The sequence below is a fragment of the Pantoea sp. EA-12 genome (assembly GCF_030053355.1).
In the GTDB taxonomy this organism is placed as follows: Bacteria; Pseudomonadota; Gammaproteobacteria; order Enterobacterales; family Enterobacteriaceae; genus Pantoea; species Pantoea vagans_C.
This window is the reverse complement of record NZ_JASGBY010000024.1, coordinates 58,598-73,781: the sequence shown is the minus strand read 5'-3', so window position 1 is coordinate 73,781 and position 15,184 is coordinate 58,598. Positions and strand designations below refer to the sequence as shown.

At 52.1% G+C, this 15,184-nt stretch carries 15 protein-coding genes and 1 tRNA gene; 9 read left to right on the top strand and 7 right to left on the bottom strand.

Going from position 1 to position 15,184, the window contains the following annotated elements; genetic code table 11:
• Positions 1 to 246 precede the first annotated feature (246 nt).
• A complete protein-coding gene (dkgB, locus tag QMZ30_RS24595) occupies positions 247 to 1,050 on the top strand; it encodes a 2,5-didehydrogluconate reductase DkgB (protein WP_283229254.1) in 804 nt (267 codons plus the stop codon).
• Between the two features lie 12 nt (positions 1,051 to 1,062).
• Here the strand turns inward: dkgB and yafC are convergent, their stop codons facing one another.
• Positions 1,063 to 1,971 carry a DNA-binding transcriptional regulator YafC gene (gene yafC / locus QMZ30_RS24590; RefSeq protein ID WP_283229253.1) on the bottom strand — a complete coding sequence of 303 codons (909 nt, stop codon included), beginning with the start codon at positions 1,969 to 1,971 and terminating at the stop codon, positions 1,063 to 1,065.
• 100 nt (positions 1,972 to 2,071) lie between these two features.
• Here yafC and QMZ30_RS24585 point away from each other — a divergent pair, with 100 nt between their 5' ends.
• Both QMZ30_RS24585 and QMZ30_RS24580 read left to right on the top strand, forming a co-directional pair.
• Positions 2,072 to 3,250: an MFS transporter gene (locus tag QMZ30_RS24585; protein ID WP_039337041.1), complete on the top strand. Its 1,179-nt coding sequence runs from the start codon at positions 2,072 to 2,074 to the stop codon at positions 3,248 to 3,250.
• Between the two features lie 148 nt (positions 3,251 to 3,398).
• The gene (locus QMZ30_RS24580) at positions 3,399 to 4,199 is read left to right on the top strand and encodes an endonuclease/exonuclease/phosphatase family protein (protein ID WP_283229252.1); all 801 of its coding nucleotides are present in this window, start codon (positions 3,399 to 3,401) and stop codon (positions 4,197 to 4,199) included.
• Here the strand turns inward: QMZ30_RS24580 and QMZ30_RS24575 are convergent.
• From QMZ30_RS24575 to gloB, 4 genes are all read right to left on the bottom strand, one after another.
• Positions 4,196 to 4,891, bottom strand: a complete 696-nt coding sequence (locus tag QMZ30_RS24575; RefSeq protein WP_283229251.1) for a cyclase family protein — start codon at positions 4,889 to 4,891, stop codon at positions 4,196 to 4,198. The two genes, QMZ30_RS24580 and QMZ30_RS24575, sit on opposite strands and share 4 nt — an antisense overlap.
• 7 nt (positions 4,892 to 4,898) lie before the next feature.
• The gene (locus QMZ30_RS24570; RefSeq protein ID WP_283229250.1) at positions 4,899 to 6,227 is read right to left on the bottom strand and encodes an MFS transporter; all 1,329 of its coding nucleotides are present in this window, start codon (positions 6,225 to 6,227) and stop codon (positions 4,899 to 4,901) included.
• A 281-nt stretch (positions 6,228 to 6,508) separates the two neighbouring features.
• Positions 6,509 to 7,879 (bottom strand): murein transglycosylase D, encoded by a 1,371-nt coding sequence (gene mltD / locus QMZ30_RS24565; protein ID WP_283229249.1) that lies wholly within the window; start codon positions 7,877 to 7,879, stop codon positions 6,509 to 6,511.
• Between the two features lie 71 nt (positions 7,880 to 7,950).
• Entirely contained in the window at positions 7,951 to 8,706 is a 756-nt protein-coding gene (gloB, locus tag QMZ30_RS24560; RefSeq protein WP_283229248.1) for a hydroxyacylglutathione hydrolase, read from the bottom strand.
• A gap of 40 nt (positions 8,707 to 8,746) precedes the next feature.
• On the opposite strand from gloB, the gene QMZ30_RS24555 reads away from it, so the two are divergent.
• Positions 8,747 to 9,481: a class I SAM-dependent methyltransferase gene (locus tag QMZ30_RS24555; protein WP_283229247.1), complete on the top strand. Its 735-nt coding sequence runs from the start codon at positions 8,747 to 8,749 to the stop codon at positions 9,479 to 9,481.
• Here QMZ30_RS24555 and rnhA read toward each other — a convergent pair.
• Entirely contained in the window at positions 9,466 to 9,933 is a 468-nt protein-coding gene (gene rnhA, locus QMZ30_RS24550; RefSeq protein ID WP_502921498.1) for a ribonuclease HI, read from the bottom strand. The two genes, QMZ30_RS24555 and rnhA, sit on opposite strands and share 16 nt — an antisense overlap.
• A gap of 53 nt (positions 9,934 to 9,986) precedes the next feature.
• Here rnhA and dnaQ point away from each other — a divergent pair, with 53 nt between their 5' ends.
• Both dnaQ and QMZ30_RS24540 read left to right on the top strand, forming a co-directional pair.
• Positions 9,987 to 10,718, top strand: a complete 732-nt coding sequence (dnaQ, locus tag QMZ30_RS24545) for a DNA polymerase III subunit epsilon (protein WP_039337052.1) — start codon at positions 9,987 to 9,989, stop codon at positions 10,716 to 10,718.
• A gap of 134 nt (positions 10,719 to 10,852) precedes the next feature.
• A tRNA-Asp gene (locus tag QMZ30_RS24540) sits at positions 10,853 to 10,929 on the top strand.
• Between the two features lie 112 nt (positions 10,930 to 11,041).
• Here the strand turns inward: QMZ30_RS24540 and QMZ30_RS24535 are convergent.
• On the bottom strand, positions 11,042 to 12,523 hold the full coding sequence (locus QMZ30_RS24535; protein ID WP_283229246.1) for an NCS1 family nucleobase:cation symporter-1: 1,482 nt from the start codon (positions 12,521 to 12,523) through the stop codon (positions 11,042 to 11,044).
• 145 nt (positions 12,524 to 12,668) lie between these two features.
• Here QMZ30_RS24535 and QMZ30_RS24530 point away from each other — a divergent pair, with 145 nt between their 5' ends.
• Genes QMZ30_RS24530 through puuE form a run of 3 tightly spaced genes read left to right on the top strand, consistent with a single transcriptional unit; the run spans position 12,669 to position 15,113 of the window.
• Entirely contained in the window at positions 12,669 to 13,391 is a 723-nt protein-coding gene (locus QMZ30_RS24530; RefSeq protein WP_283229245.1) for a GntR family transcriptional regulator, read from the top strand.
• Positions 13,388 to 14,119 (top strand): allantoin racemase, encoded by a 732-nt coding sequence (gene hpxA / locus QMZ30_RS24525; RefSeq protein WP_502921497.1) that lies wholly within the window; start codon positions 13,388 to 13,390, stop codon positions 14,117 to 14,119. Before QMZ30_RS24530 ends, hpxA begins: the two co-directional genes overlap by 4 nt.
• Before the next feature lie 34 nt (positions 14,120 to 14,153).
• Positions 14,154 to 15,113, top strand: a complete 960-nt coding sequence (gene puuE, locus QMZ30_RS24520) for an allantoinase PuuE (protein WP_283229244.1) — start codon at positions 14,154 to 14,156, stop codon at positions 15,111 to 15,113.
• Positions 15,114 to 15,184: the final 71 nt, after the last annotated feature.

The window sequence follows — 15,184 nt, the reverse complement described above, 5'->3', positions numbered from 1 at the left end:
GAGCGGTAGTTCAGTTGGTTAGAATACCTGCCTGTCACGCAGGGGGTCGCGGGTTCGAGCCCCGTCCGTTCCGCCACTTAATTGATAAGCCCTGACTTAATAAGTCAGGGCTTTTTCATGTTCAAAATTCCCGCCATATTGTTGACTGAAATGCAATATTCTTGTGCTTATAAGCGGATTTTTCAGCAATAGTAAAACTGCCACAATGCACCCCATCGAAACATAACACTATACGATGAGGACATTATGACCATTCCTGCCTTTGGTTTAGGCACCTTCCGCCTGCAAGATGATGTAGTAATCCATTCGGTTAAGACCGCGTTGGAACTGGGATATCGTGCAATCGACACGGCTCAAATCTATGAAAACGAGGCTGCTGTTGGTCAGGCTATCGCAGAAAGCGCTATTGATCGTGCTGAGCTGTTTATCACGACGAAGATTTGGATCGAAAATCTGTCAGCAGACAAACTCATACCCAGTTTGCAGCATAGCCTCGCTAAGCTACGAACCGATTATGTTGATCTCACTCTGATTCACTGGCCTTCGCCTGGCGCTGCAGTCTCGGTCAAAGAGAGCATGCAGGCATTGATGGCAGCTAAAGGAGCGGGTTTGACACGCCAGATTGGCATTTCAAACTTCCCGATTGCGCTGATGAAAGAAGCCATTGCAGCGGTGGGTATTGAGAACATCGCCACCAACCAGATTGAACTGCATCCTTTCCTGCAGAACAGAGAAGTGGTTGCGTTCGCGAAGCAGCAAGGATTGCATATCACGTCTTATATGACGCTGGCATACGGGGAAGCGTTGAAGGATGCCACTATCCAGGACATTGCCAATAAGCACCAGGCTACACCGGCACAGATTGTGCTCACCTGGGCGATGCAATCAGGCTATGCGGTCATTCCTTCTTCAACAAAGCGAGAAAATTTGGCCAGCAATATGAAATCATGTGACTTGTCTCTGGATGCTGATGATATGGCGCGCATTTCGGCACTGGATCGCCAGCAGCGTTTGGTTAGCCCAGAGGGACTGGCACCAGACTGGGATTGATTCCCTCAACATTCAGCCCTGGATTCGCCAGGGCTGTTGCTTGACCCACTCGCTAAGAAAGTCGATAAATGCACGCACGCGCTGACTGACGCCCAGATCGCTGTAGTAGACCGCATTAAACGGCATCTCGACTGGCACTCGCCGTTCCGCTAACACTTCTATAAATGTCCCGTCAGCAATTTCACTGTCTACCATATAATCCGACAGGCAAGCGATACCCTGATCATCCAGACACAGTTGTTTGATTGTTTCACCACTGTTCGATGACATTCCCGGCTCAATATCGTAAAGATCACGGCCGTTGTCTGAGATTGGCCAACGGTTCAAACGCAATGGTTCGACAAACCCGAGACATTCATGATGAGCCAGATCGGCGGTGGAGTGGGGGATCCCGTATTTCGCTAAGTAAGCCGGCGTAGCGACCAGTTTGCGATAGCTGATAAACAGCAAGCGCGCGCGTAACGTTGAATCCGTCAGATTACCGGCGCGGATCGCCACGTCCACTTTGCGCTCAATCAGATTGATAAAACTCTCCGAGGAGATAAGCGATAGCGTGACGTCTGGATAACGTTCGCGAAACGGCTTAATCATCGGAAGGATCAAATGCAGGATGACTGGCGTAGCAGCATCAATGCGTAAGACGCCTTGCGGTGCCAACTGGCGTTCCACTAACTCATTTTCTGCTGTCGACATCTCCTGCATCAGTTTTTGTACGCGGCGGAAGTAATGTTCTCCTTCATGCGTGAGCGCCAGCTGACGTGTTGTGCGCGTCAGTAAGGCAACCCCCAGTTTACTCTCCAGCTTTTTTACCGTACGACTGACTGCCGAATTCGCCATCTGTAATTGCTCTGCAGCACGGCTGAAACTGCCACTTTCGACAACGGCAATAAACACCTTAAGTTCATCCGACGATGCCTTCATTATGCTCTCCACAGCAAAAGTCTATTGTTACTTTGCACCTTTTTGTCATTAAACCATGAGTCGATAATGGCTCCCATCAAAACATTATTGGGAGTCAATCATGCCACTTGCACTCTGGGCGCTGACCATCAGCGCCTTCGCCATCGGAACCACTGAATTTGTCATCGTCGGACTGATTCCAACGATTGCAGAACAACTCAGCATCACGTTGCCCTCAGCGGGAATGCTGGTCTCTATCTATGCACTCGGTGTGGCGGTGGGGGCACCGGTGCTGACGGCCCTAACGGGGAAACTGCCGCGTAAACAACTACTGATGGGCCTGATGGCGCTCTTTACGATAGGCAATCTGGTCGCATGGCTGGCACCAAACTATGAGACGTTGATCATTGCTCGGTTGTTAACGGGTTTAGCCCACGGCGTCTTCTTCTCTGTAGGCTCGACGATTGCGACCAGCCTGGTCAGCAAAGAGAAAGCGGCCAGCGCCATCGCGATTATGTTTGGTGGTCTTACCGTGGCGCTGGTGACAGGTGTGCCATTAGGCACGTTAATTGGACAGCATTTCGGCTGGCGTGAAAGCTTCCTTGCAGTTTCGCTACTGGGCGTGATCGCTTTAGTCAGCAGCATGGTGCTCATACCGCGTAACATTGCCCAGCCTCCGGTAACCACATTGTCGCAACAAGCACGCGTGATGCTGAACCCTCGCCTGCTGTTGATTTACGCGATTACGGCACTGGGCTATGGCGGTGTGTTTACCGCCTTTACTTTCCTGGCGCCGATGATGCAGTCATTGGCTGGATTCTCTCCTTCAGCGGTAAGTATGATTTTGTTGGGATATGGGATTTCAGTGGCTATCGGCAATATCTGGGGCGGTAAACTGGCCGATCGCCGTGGGGCGGTACATGCCTTGACGCTGATTTTCACTGCACTTGCGGCGTTGCTGCTGGTGTTCCAGTTCACGGCGAGTATGCACTATCTGGCGCTGGCGACGGTTTTGGTGATGGGAATTTTTGCCTTTGCCAACGTGCCGGGTCTGCAAGTGTATGTGGTGCAAAAGGCGGAGCACTATGCACCTGGCGCGGTGGATGTGGCTTCAGGACTGAATATCGCAGCTTTTAACATTGGTATCGCGCTGGGGTCTTTAGTGGGGGGGCATATCGTTGAGCATTATGGTCTGGCACAGACACCCTGGGTTGGCGCGGTCATTGTGTTTGCAGCGCTCCTACTGGTTCGACTGAGCGGTCAACTCGATAAACCTCGGATGGAATTAGCAACGCAATAATACGCACCATAACCCGCTATCTGGCGGGTTGTGGCTTTTCCATGCTGTGAAACGCATTGCGACAATTAACAACACCAATTGAAACCCCGCCCCAAAGTCCCTATAACTGTCAGGTGAAGTCGTAGTCGTCAATCAGCCAGGCGGGAAAGTGCGAAAGAAAACTTATGCAATGCGTTACGTGGCGGGTCAGCCTGCTGAGCGGATATTTCCGCCAGGGGCGATGTTGCATCTTGGGCAGGCACTGCCGCCCGGTGCGCCATTACCTGCGGATCCGGCGTTGCGAGTTTTAGTGTGGAACATCTTTAAGCAGCAGCGGGCAGACTGGATGTCAGTGCTGCAAGGTTTTGGCAAAGATGCACACCTGGTCTTACTGCAAGAAGCGCAGACGACGCCTGAGTTGGTCAAATTCGCCACCAGTAACTATCTGGCGGCCGATCAGGTCCCCGCCTTCGTCTTACCTCAGCATCCTTCTGGCGTCATGACGCTGGCTTCTGCGCACCCTGTGTATTGCTGTCCACTGCGTGAGCGCGAACCTTTACTGCGTTTGGCAAAATCGGCGTTAGTCACCGCATATCCATTACCCACCGGGGAAATGCTAATGGTGGTGAACATTCATGCGGTGAATTTTAGCCTTGGCGTGGATGTTTACAGCAAACAGCTCGGACCAATTGGTGAACAGATCCAGCATCATCGTGGGCCGGTCATCATGGCTGGTGATTTTAACGCGTGGAGCCGCCAGCGTATGAATGCGCTTTATCGCTTCGCTGAAGAGATGACATTGCATGAAGTGAACTTCACGGACGACCACCGCCGTAAAGCGTTTGGCCGTCCGTTAGACTTTGTCTTCTACCGTGATATGAAAGTCAGTGAAGCCTCTGTGCTGGTCACACAGGCCTCGGACCACAATCCTTTACTGGTCGAATTTACTCCCGGATCCTTTGCTCGCTAATCTGTTATAAGCGCAATGGCCCTAACTGGCGATGCGGAACCCTGTTCAATGCGCAGCGGTAAAGCGATAAAGGTAAAACGAGGCGGCAACAATTGCAGATTGGTCAGGTTCTCAATGATCAGTTTATCGTTGCCCAGCACCTCGAGATGAACGGGATTGCCCTCATTGCCGAACGCATCTAATGACAATGCATCAGTGCCAAAGACCTGTACACCTTTGCGAATTAGATAAGCTGCACCTTCCGCTGAGAGGCCGGGCCAGTCCTGCAAAAAAGCACTGTGATCGGGTTTTAGCGCCCATTTTTCATGCCAGCCAGTACGAAATACGACAATATCATCAGCCTCGATCGCGCCATGCTCTTGCTCCCACTTCTTAATCTCTTCTATACCAAATGTGGTGCGGGGTGCAGTAGCACGCATATCCAGCAACACACCACGGCCAATGAGCTGGCGCACATCGATTTGCTCTATGGTTTTGCCACCTTCAATAAAATGCGACGGTGAATCCACATGGGTACCGCAATGGTCTCCCATCACCAACTGACAATTGTAGTTACCATCACCACCTTGGTAGCTCTCGTTATCCGCTACGGTAAATTTAGGATGGGTTGGCCACACCGGCATACTTATCTGATGTAAGTGATTCAGCTCAATCAGTTTACTGCTGCGTAATTGCGTCCAGAGATCAGTCATTTCATCCTCACTTCTTAATGTTTACCGTCTCTTTAATCAGAGCGAGCGGAATACAGGAGAGCAGGAGCATGCCAACAATCACTAAATAGTGAACGCTGAAGCCCCAGGTATGGATAATCCAGCCGCTCACAGGCGCAACTAATATGCCCGCGATGCCAACTGCCAGACCAATCATCAAGCCCAAACTGGAAGCAGCAGCATGCGGCGATGAGTCAATTAACAGCGCATAGGCAACCGGATAAGGTGAATTGCGGAAGAGTCCCCAAAAAATCAATATTGCCCAAGCCAGCGTGGCTGAGTGGATAAAAATGCACAGTGTACAAGCGAGAATCCAGCCAGCAATAATGAAGGTCAGTGACGTTTTGCGCCCTCGTTTATCAGAGAAGCTGCCCCAGGCAATTTGCCCAATCCAGCCCGTAATGCCAGAAGCACCGGAGATAATGGCAGCGGTAGAGAGGTCCAGGCCCACTTCACGAGTAAGCTGAAGGGTTAAGAAGTTAGCAATACCCATCTCAGCCCAGATAAAACCGAACACCAAGGCAATCGCCATCAGACAGTTACGGTTCTTCAGACAGCTAAAAGAATTTTTTAAACTGGATTTCTGCGGTTTGGCCTCGATAGGACGGGTTAACTTATTTTCATCGATCCAATTAAACACACGCTGATGATTCGTTTTGGTACCGATGATCAGCTGCAGTACCACGATCACCAGTCCAATCAGAGGAATGAACAGAAAAGCGTGGCGCCAGTCGCCGAACATCAAAATTGCGGCGATAAGGACCGGTCCGAGAAATTGCCCAAGCGGAAAGCCAGTATGGTGCACGCCAATGGCAAAGCCACGGTTCTCTTTTTGCCACCACTCTCCCAGTAACGCGACGTTGATGGGTTCTGAGCCACCGGTCCCCATGCCCATGAGTACGCGAAGTGCCTGAAAGGCGCCCAACGTCTTGCAAAACGCAGTCGCAACGCCTGAAACAATTTCAACCAGCACCGCAAGGCACCAGCTGTAGCAGCGGCGGTAACCGCTACCGATGTAGTCAGAGAGTAAACCGAAGAGCACAGCCCCTGAGAGGGTACCAAAGAAGCTCAGGGAGTTTATCCAGCCTGCTTGTACCTCGCTCAGATTGAAATCCTTCATGATAGCGGGTAGCAGCGTCGGCAGGATGATGCGGTCAATGGAGTTCATCAGGATTGCCAGGGTGGTAATGACTAGCATAGCCCATGAGAGAGGATGGGCTCGCGGCAACCAACCGGTTTTTTCCGTTGCAATGTGTGGTTGCGGTGGTGGACTTTTTTGGTCGGCACTTAACTGTTCATTCAGGCTATCACTCATCATCAACCCTTTCCCAACTGGTGGTTAATTAAGCCGCACGGAAACTTCATTCAGCGGCACAATGCGCAATTGGATGTAACATTTACGTTACTTTACTTGCGCTATTTTTTAACCATAAAGGGTGTTTTCTACCATACAAGAATTGCATGACTGTTATTTGAGCAGTGTCACGCGGAAAGGTTTTTTATCGGGATTAAAGCCACAGTGAAAACAAGTCTGGGAGCGGAAGGATGGCAGGAGAATAAAAATGAAAAAGGCTGACAAAAGTCAGCCTTTTCGGAGCATTAAGTATCAGGGGTTGCGCTATTCTTAACAAACAGCGTGAGCTTATCGCCCGGCTGAATGTCTTTAGCGTCACTGTTCCAGCGCATCACGTCTTTGGTATTCACGCCATGACGTTTTGCAATACTGGCAAAAGAATCACCCTTACGTACACGGTAGGTGATGCTGTTGCCGTTATCTGCCAACTGCGTTGCTTTGCCGCCTACGGTCAGAGTCTGACCGATACGAACTGAAGCGCTGCGCAGATTGTTCTGCTGTTTCAGTGCACTGACGCTTACGCCAAGCTTGTTGGCAATTGCCGACAAGGTGTCGCCTTTACGTACCGTGTAGCTGTTTCCTGCCGCGCTGACTTTCGCCATCTCGGTGGGCTGCACGGAAGCAATATCACCGGATGCCAGTGAATTGCGAAGCTGAGCAACGTTGGACTTCGGCACCATAATGTAGTGCGGCCCATTTGGCGCAGTGGTGCCGTTTTTATATCCGGCGTTGAAGCTCTTCAACTTGCTGAGCGACAATCCGGCCATATCGGCGGCCTGCGTCAGTTCAATTTGCTGTCCCACTTCCACGCGCGCTAATGCTCGGCTCTCGTTCGGGGTCGGCAATTTGATACCGTAACGCTTGTTGTTCTTGAGAATCTCACTCAAGGCCAACATTTTAGGTACATAGACCGTGGTCTCGCGGGGGAGCGATAAGTGCCAGAAGTCAGTCGGCTTGCCGCGCGCCTTATTCTGTTTAATCGCTTTCAGCACACGTCCTTCACCGCTGTTATAAGCAGCAACTGTTAACAACCAGTCACCGTCAAACATACCGTTCAGACGCTGCATCATATCCAGCGCAACTTTGGTCGAGGCCACCACATCGCGGCGTCCGTCGTACCATTGGTTCTGTTTCAAACCATAGTTTTTGCCCGTTTGTGCAACAATCTGCCAGATGCCAGCGGCATTCGCAGAAGATGTTGCATGTGGGTCAAAAGCGCTCTCCACTATGGGTAGCAGTACCAGTTCCATCGGCATTTTACGTTTCTGTATCTGCTCGACAATCCAGTACATGTACGGCTCTGCCCGTAATGTTACATCGTGGAGATAGCTCTTATTTCTTAAAAACTTTGTTTTTTGTTCGCGGATCCGGGGGTTTTCCGGAATCCCCATCTTCAACTCGTCACTAATGTGATTCCAGAGATCAGTATCTTCTGCGAGGCTTGTTCCATCATCCTGCCATCGCGGCGACAACAATCGATCTCCGTACTTTCCATTTTCACCTTGACCAGCTGAAGACAGGCTCTGTGCATGCTGTACGGGGATATTGGCGTCATTCCTTGATGCCTGACATCCTACCAGCAAGACCGAGGCGAGTAATATCGCTTTAGCCTTCATGTGTGTGTCAATAGTTCGCTTAAAAGACGAGCAACTATACGTTAGGGGTCCACACAACACAACCAGAAATATCAAAAACGGTCTTTCTTCTCGCGTAGATCGGCAAATGTTTGCCATAAGGGAGCGGATGTCACATTAGTCCCTAAAGCCTTTTGCAAATCAGCATCTTGCGTGCGCAAAAATAAATTTATTTCCCGCTCAAGTGCCAGTTTTGTGGGTAAAGTAATGCGATTTTCTGCACGTAAGTCCTTAATTTGCTGATACCTTGCCAAAATTTTCGGGTCATGAGGCAGAATAGCCGCAGCAAACTTCATATTGGATAAAGTGTACTCATGTGCACAGCAAACCAGGGTATCGGCTGGGAGCTGGTTAAGTTTCTGAAATGACACAAACATTTGCTCAGCGCTGCCTTCAAAGAGTCGCCCGCAGCCGCCTGAAAACATCGTGTCACCACAAAAAAGATAAGGTGAACTGAAATATGAGATATGTCCTAAAGTGTGTCCGGGTGTTGCGATGACACGGAAATTTAGCCCCAGCAGCGTAAATTCATCACCTTCGGCGACAATCTGTTTTGCCCCTTTATCAGCGGTTTCTTCTGGCCCGAAAACCGCCAAATCGGGATAGTGCTGCAATAAATCTGCGACACCGCCAACATGGTCGTGATGGTGATGGGTGAGCAAAATGGCCACCGGATTCCAGTGGTTTACCCTGAGTTTGTCCAGTACCGGTTGGGCCTCGCCAGGATCGACAATCAGACAATTTTTGTCATCGTCCGTCAGTGTCCAGATGTAGTTATCCTGCAATGCGGGAATACTGGTAAGATTCATAAACACCTCTCAGGTCGTAGAAAAAGGATGATGGTAGAGCATGAAGCCAGCTAAAACACGCCAAGTTCTGACTGCACCACGCTCCTGGCGCGATATGCCTTGGGGAGACTACTTCCGCGATGCGCTCAGCCAGCAATTACAGCCATATCTTGGAAAGGTGTATGGCTTTCATATGCTTAAGCTTGGCAGCCTCAGCGCCGAAATCAATACCAGCCAGTGTGCCATATCACATCAGGTGAATGTGGGCATTGAGGGCGATGACCTGCAGGTTATTGCTAACACCACACAGTTACCCTTTGAAGCGAAATCGATTGATGCCTGTTTAATGGCGCATACGCTGGCCTGGAGCCAGGATCCCCACCGTGTCTTGCGCGAGGTGGATCGCGTGTTGATTGATGATGGTTGGATGATTATCAGCGGCTTCAACCCGTTCAGTCTGCTGGGCCTCAGCAAAGCCATACCCGGCCTGCATTCGCGCGCGCCCTGGAGCGGACGCATGTTCAGCCAGACGCGGCTGCTCGACTGGCTGAGCTTACTCAACTACGAAGTGGTGTATCGCACCCGTTTTCAGGTAGTGCCATGGCATCATCAGGGAGGTAAGGTGATCAGTGCGCACCTGCCAGCGCTCGGCTGTTTGAATATTGTGGTGGCGCGTAAAAGGACTTTCCCGTTAACGCCCACCAAAATGAAGAAAAGCCTGAACAAAGCGCAACTGCGACAAACGGTCAACGCCACGCGCCAGTTTCGTGAAGTGAAGGATCAGGATTCAACCTGATAGCCGATGTCATCCAGCGTTGGGTTACCGGCTGCTTTGCGGGCTAATTCGTCACAGCGTTCGTTTTCAGGGTGGCCCGCGTGGCCTTTGACCCACTCCCATTTGATTTCATGGTTGCTGAGTGCCAAATCCAGCCGCTTCCAGAGATCGACATTTTTAACCGGTTTTTTATCGGCAGTTTTCCAGCCACGTTTTTTCCAGTTATGGATCCAGCTGGTGATGCCCTGACGCACATACTGACTATCGGTGCTGAGTACCACTTCGCAGGATTGCGTCAGCGCTTCCAGAGCCACAATCGCTGCCATCATTTCCATGCGGTTGTTGGTAGTGAGACGATAGCCGATGCTGAACTCTTTTTCATGGGCACCATAACGTAAAATAGCGCCGAAGCCGCCAGGGCCCGGATTGCCGAGGCAGGATCCATCGGTGAATATTTCTACCTGTTTGCGCATCTCTGGTAGACTTCCTTCTGACAAAACGCCAAGTCTGACATAAAACGAGTCCTATGAGCACTGCAAATAACCGCCAGATCGTCCTCGATACTGAAACCACCGGCATGAACATGATCGGTGTGCACTATGAAGGGCATCGCATCATTGAAATCGGTGCGGTTGAAGTGATCAACCGCCGCCTGACCGGTAACAACTTCCACATGTATCTCAAGCCCGATCGGCTGGTGGATCCGGAAGCGTTTGGTGTACATGGTATTGCGGATGAATTTCTCGCGGATAAACCGATGTTCGCCGACATTGCCGATGAGTTCCTGGCCTATATCCAGGGGGCGGAACTGGTGATCCACAACGCCTCGTTTGATATCGGCTTTATGGATTACGAATTTGGCATGCTGAACCGGGGTATCGGTAAAACGGATACCTTCTGTCAGGTCACCGACAGTCTGGCGATGGCACGCAAGATGTACCCGGGCAAGCGCAACAGTCTTGATGCGTTGTGTAATCGCTACGAAATCGACAACAGCAAGCGTACGCTGCACGGCGCATTACTCGATGCCGAGATTTTGGCTGAAGTGTTCCTGATGATGACCGGTGGGCAAACGTCGCTGGCGTTTTCCGTCGAAGGGGAGCAAAGCAGTCAAAGCTCAGGTGACAATATTCAACGGATTGCGCGCCCCAGTTCGGGCTTACGTGTGGTGAGTGCGAGCGATGAAGAAATTGTCGCGCACGAGAGTCGCCTCGACTTAGTACTGAAAAAGGGCGGAAGCTGCCTGTGGCGTGCCTGAAGCAGATGATTTTGCGTGGAAAAGCGGCGTTAAGATGAAAAAAACAACAAACAAACTTTTCTGGCAGAAAAATCGTTGACGGGTGATGAGGCGACCATTAATATCCGCCTCGTTCTCGACGGGGAACAAAGCGCGGAGCGGTAGTTCAGTTGGTTAGAATACCTGCCTGTCACGCAGGGGGTCGCGGGTTCGAGCCCCGTCCGTTCCGCCAATCATTAAAGAAGCCGATGCAGAAATGCATCGGCTTTTTGCTTTTCTTAACCCGTTCGAAACACCTGACGTCTCTTGAGGACGTTGGGTCGCCATTCATGGCGACCACCTTATCAATCTTTCTGCACCGCCACTTCCTGACGATAGGCCGCCACTGAGACTTCACGATCGGCACGCGCCAGATAACGATAGCAGCCCGCACCCAGTGCCACGCCGATAAACCAGCTAAAATTCGCCACTGCATGCAGCGAAGGGATAAAGCTGATCACCAGACAGATACCCACTGACGGCAACAAAGCGGCAATCGCTTTCGGGTTAAAGCCACCGCGATACCAGTAACGACCTTTAGGCGTGTCATCGAACAGATCGTCTACATACACCTTGCTGCGTTTGATCAGGTAGAAATCCGCAATCAGGATGCCAAACAATGGGCCGATGAATGAACCCAGTACATCCAGCGTGTAGTGAATCAGTTCAGGTGACTGGAACAGGTTCCACGGGGTCAACAGCACAGAGCCCACCGCAGCAATCATGCCACCGGTGCGGAAGCTAATCTTCTGTGGTGAACAGTTCGAGAAGTCAAATGCCGGTGACACAAAGTTCGCCACGATATTGATGCCGATGGTCGCAATAATCATCGTCAGCAAACCAATCGCCACCGCAACATCGTTACCGACCATACTTACCGTCTCAATCGGATCGGTAATCATGCGGCCAAACAGGGACTGCGTACCCGAGACGATCACCACCGTCACAATCGAGAACAGCAGGAAGTTGAACGGCAGGCCCCAGCGGTTACCCCGGCGGATCTCGCCCATGCTTTTACCGTAGCGGGAGAAGTCACCAAAGTTGAGCAACGGACCCGAGAAGTACGAGACCACCAGCGCGGTAGCGGTGATCATCTGCCAGGTTTGCTCACCGGTACTCAGTTGCTTGCTGGCCAACGTGAAGGAGATACCGTCAAAACCGGTTTTGTATACAATCCAACCGGCTAATGCCACCATCACCACGTACACGGCCGGACCCGCCACATCAATAAAGCGTTTAATCGCGCTCATGCCATGCCAGAACACCATAGCCTGCAGGAACCACATCACACCGAAACAGCACCAGCCGAGTTGTGACAAACCGAGCCAGCTGCTTTGCGTCATGCCGCTCAGGGAAGGGAAGAACTTCAGCAGCACCAACATCAGCGCATTGGCCGCCAGATAGGTCTGAATCCCGTACCAGGCGAAGGCGATCAAGCCGCGAATCACCGCCGGGATATTGGCTCCAAACACACCAAACGCCTGACGCGAAATCACCGCGTAAGGCACGCCCGCCATCTGGCTGGGTTTTGCCACCAGATTCGCGCACAGCTGCACAATACAAATGCCGACCAGCAGGCACAAGAGCACCTGCCAACTGGCCAGGCCCAAAGTAAAGAAGCTGGCAGCCACCACGTAACCGCCCATGCTATGCACATCGGACATCCAGAAAGAAAAGATGTTGTACCACGACCAGTTCTGGTCGCGGGTGGGCGCCAGATCCTCATTGCACAGGCGTGGACTGTAATGGGCGTTGGCCCCAGAGGTCACTTCAGACTGATTTGGCATGAAACCTGCTCCTCTAACAACATGGGAAGAATAATCACTGCGTGAAACGGTATTGCAGGATCCAGGCCAGAATTGATTTCTTGTATACAAAAAATTAATTTCACGTATACGATGTGCTATGCACAGTCACTTGCCGGAGCAGGTAATGAAGAGCGAAACAGGCCAGAAAACGGCTGCCGATCTGAATGATCGCGACGAACCCATCTATCAGGCGTTGCTGAGCGCCATTGTGGAACATCAACTGCCGCCGGGCAGTAAATTGCCGGAGGAGGCACTTTCTGAAGTGTTTGGTGTAAGCCGCACCGGTATCCGTAAAGTGCTACAACGCCTCGCGGCGGTGCAAATGATCACGCTTTCGCCCAGGCGTGGTGCACAGGTCGCCACGCCCGGTGTGGAGGAGGCGCGCGATATCTTCGCCACGCGCAGCCTGCTGGAGTGTGCAAATTTACCGGCGGTACTGGCGCATGTGCAGCCTCCGCACCTTGCTGCGCTCAACAGCTTGATTGAGGAAGAGCAGCAGGCGCATGAACAGCACGATGGTGCTGCTGCCATTCGCTTATCTGCCGCTTTTCATATTCAGCTGCAGGCGATTTCCAGCAATCAGGTACTCACTGACATGGTGACGCGCCTGACGCAGCGTTCTTCACTGGTGATTGCCGCTTATGGCGCACCCTGGCAGCGAGGCTGTCGCTGCGATCATCACGATCGGCTGGTGGAATTGCTGCGGAAGAAAGATCTGCAGGCGCTTACCGAAGCGTTGCAGCATCATTTTGAACACATTGTTTCCAGCCTGCATTTTGAACGCAGTGGCGAAACGTTGCCTGATTTCACCCGGTTATTTTCCGGTCACAAAGGATCCGCATCATGACAGTGATTCAGGTGATCAATCCCAATACCAGTCTGGCGATGACAGAAACCATCGGCGCAGCGGCGCGCGCCGTTGCAGCACCAGGCACGGAAATTTTGGCGGTGTGTCCAAGCCAAGGCGTACCGTCCATTGAAGGCCACTTTGATGAAGCGATTGCGGCGGTGGGCGTACTGGAGCAGGTCAGGCTCGGGAAAGCACAGGGTGTGAGCGGCCATGTGATTGCCTGTTTTGGCGATCCGGGATTGCTGGCGGCGCGTGAGCTTGCCAGCGGTCCGGTGATCGGGATTGCGGAAGCCGCGATGCATACTGCCACTCTGGTGGCGACGCGTTTTTCGATTGTCACCACGCTGCCACGCACGTTGGTTATCGCGCGTCATTTATTGCAGCAGTATGGTTTTACCCATCACTGTGCGGCGTTACACGCGATCGATTTGCCGGTGCTGGCCTTGGAAGACGGTAGCGGTGTGGCGCAAGAGAAGGTACGCCAGCGCTGTATTCAGGCGAAACGCGAAGACGGCAGTGGCGCGATTGTATTGGGCTGCGGGGGCATGGCGTCACTGGCTCAGGAACTCACGAAAGAGTTAGGTTTGCCGGTGATTGATGGCGTTAGTGCCGCCGTAAAAATGGTGGAGTCGCTGGTGGCGCTTGGCTTTGGCACCAGCAAACACGGCGATTTGGATTACCCGATTGAAAAACCGCTCAGCGGTGCATTTCAGCACCTAAACTAAGGGCTGGTTGAGGACTGACGAAGGAATTTGCAGAATGAGTGATGTATCTGAAAAGAAAGAGTACAGCTTCAACAAAAACTATCCACGTGACCTGATCGGTTACGCGGGTCACCCCCCGCATGCGCAGTGGCCGGGCAAGGCAAAGGTCGCAGTGCAGTTTGTCCTCAACTACGAAGAGGGCGCGGAAAATAACGTGCTGCACGGCGATGCCGGTTCGGAGCAGTTCCTTTCGGATATCATTGGTGCAGCCAGCTATGCCGATCGCCACATGTCGATGGATTCACTGTACGAGTACGGTTCACGTGCCGGTTTCTGGCGCATTCATCATGAGTTTCAAAAGCGCGGTCTGCCGTTAACGGTATTTGGCGTTGCGATGGCGCTGGCGCGTCATCCCGAGATCGTCGAGGCGATCAAAGCCGCTGAGTACGATGTGGTCAGCCATGGCTGGCGCTGGATCCATTATCAGGGTATGGATGCCAAAACCGAGCGCCAGCATATGCAGCAGGCGGTGGATGTGCTGCGCGATCTGTTCGGCAAAGCCCCGACAGGCTGGTATACCGGGCGCGACAGTCCCAATACCCGCCGCTTAGTGGTGGAGCAGGGCGGCTTCAGTTATGACAGCGACTATTACGGTGATGATTTACCGTTCTGGACGCAAGTGACCTGCCAGGATGGCACCGTCAAGCCGCATCTGGTCATTCCTTACACGCTGGAATGTAATGACATGCGCTTTGCTTCGCCGCAGGGCTTCAATACCGCGGAGCAATTCTTTGTCTATCTGCGCGACACGTTTGATGTGCTGTATGAAGAGGGCGACACGGCGCCGAAGATGATGTCGATTGGCATGCACTGCCGTCTGTTGGGTCGTCCGGGCAAATTCCGTGCCTTGCAACGCTTCCTCGACCACATCCAGCAACATGAAGGTGTGTGGGTATGTACGCGTCAGCAGATTGCTGAGCACTGGATGAAAACGCATCCCGCCCCGAACGTGTAATCAGATAGGTTTGTAGGGTGCGCATTAATGCGCACCAGGACGTTCAGGTCAGCATTCATGCTGACCCTACA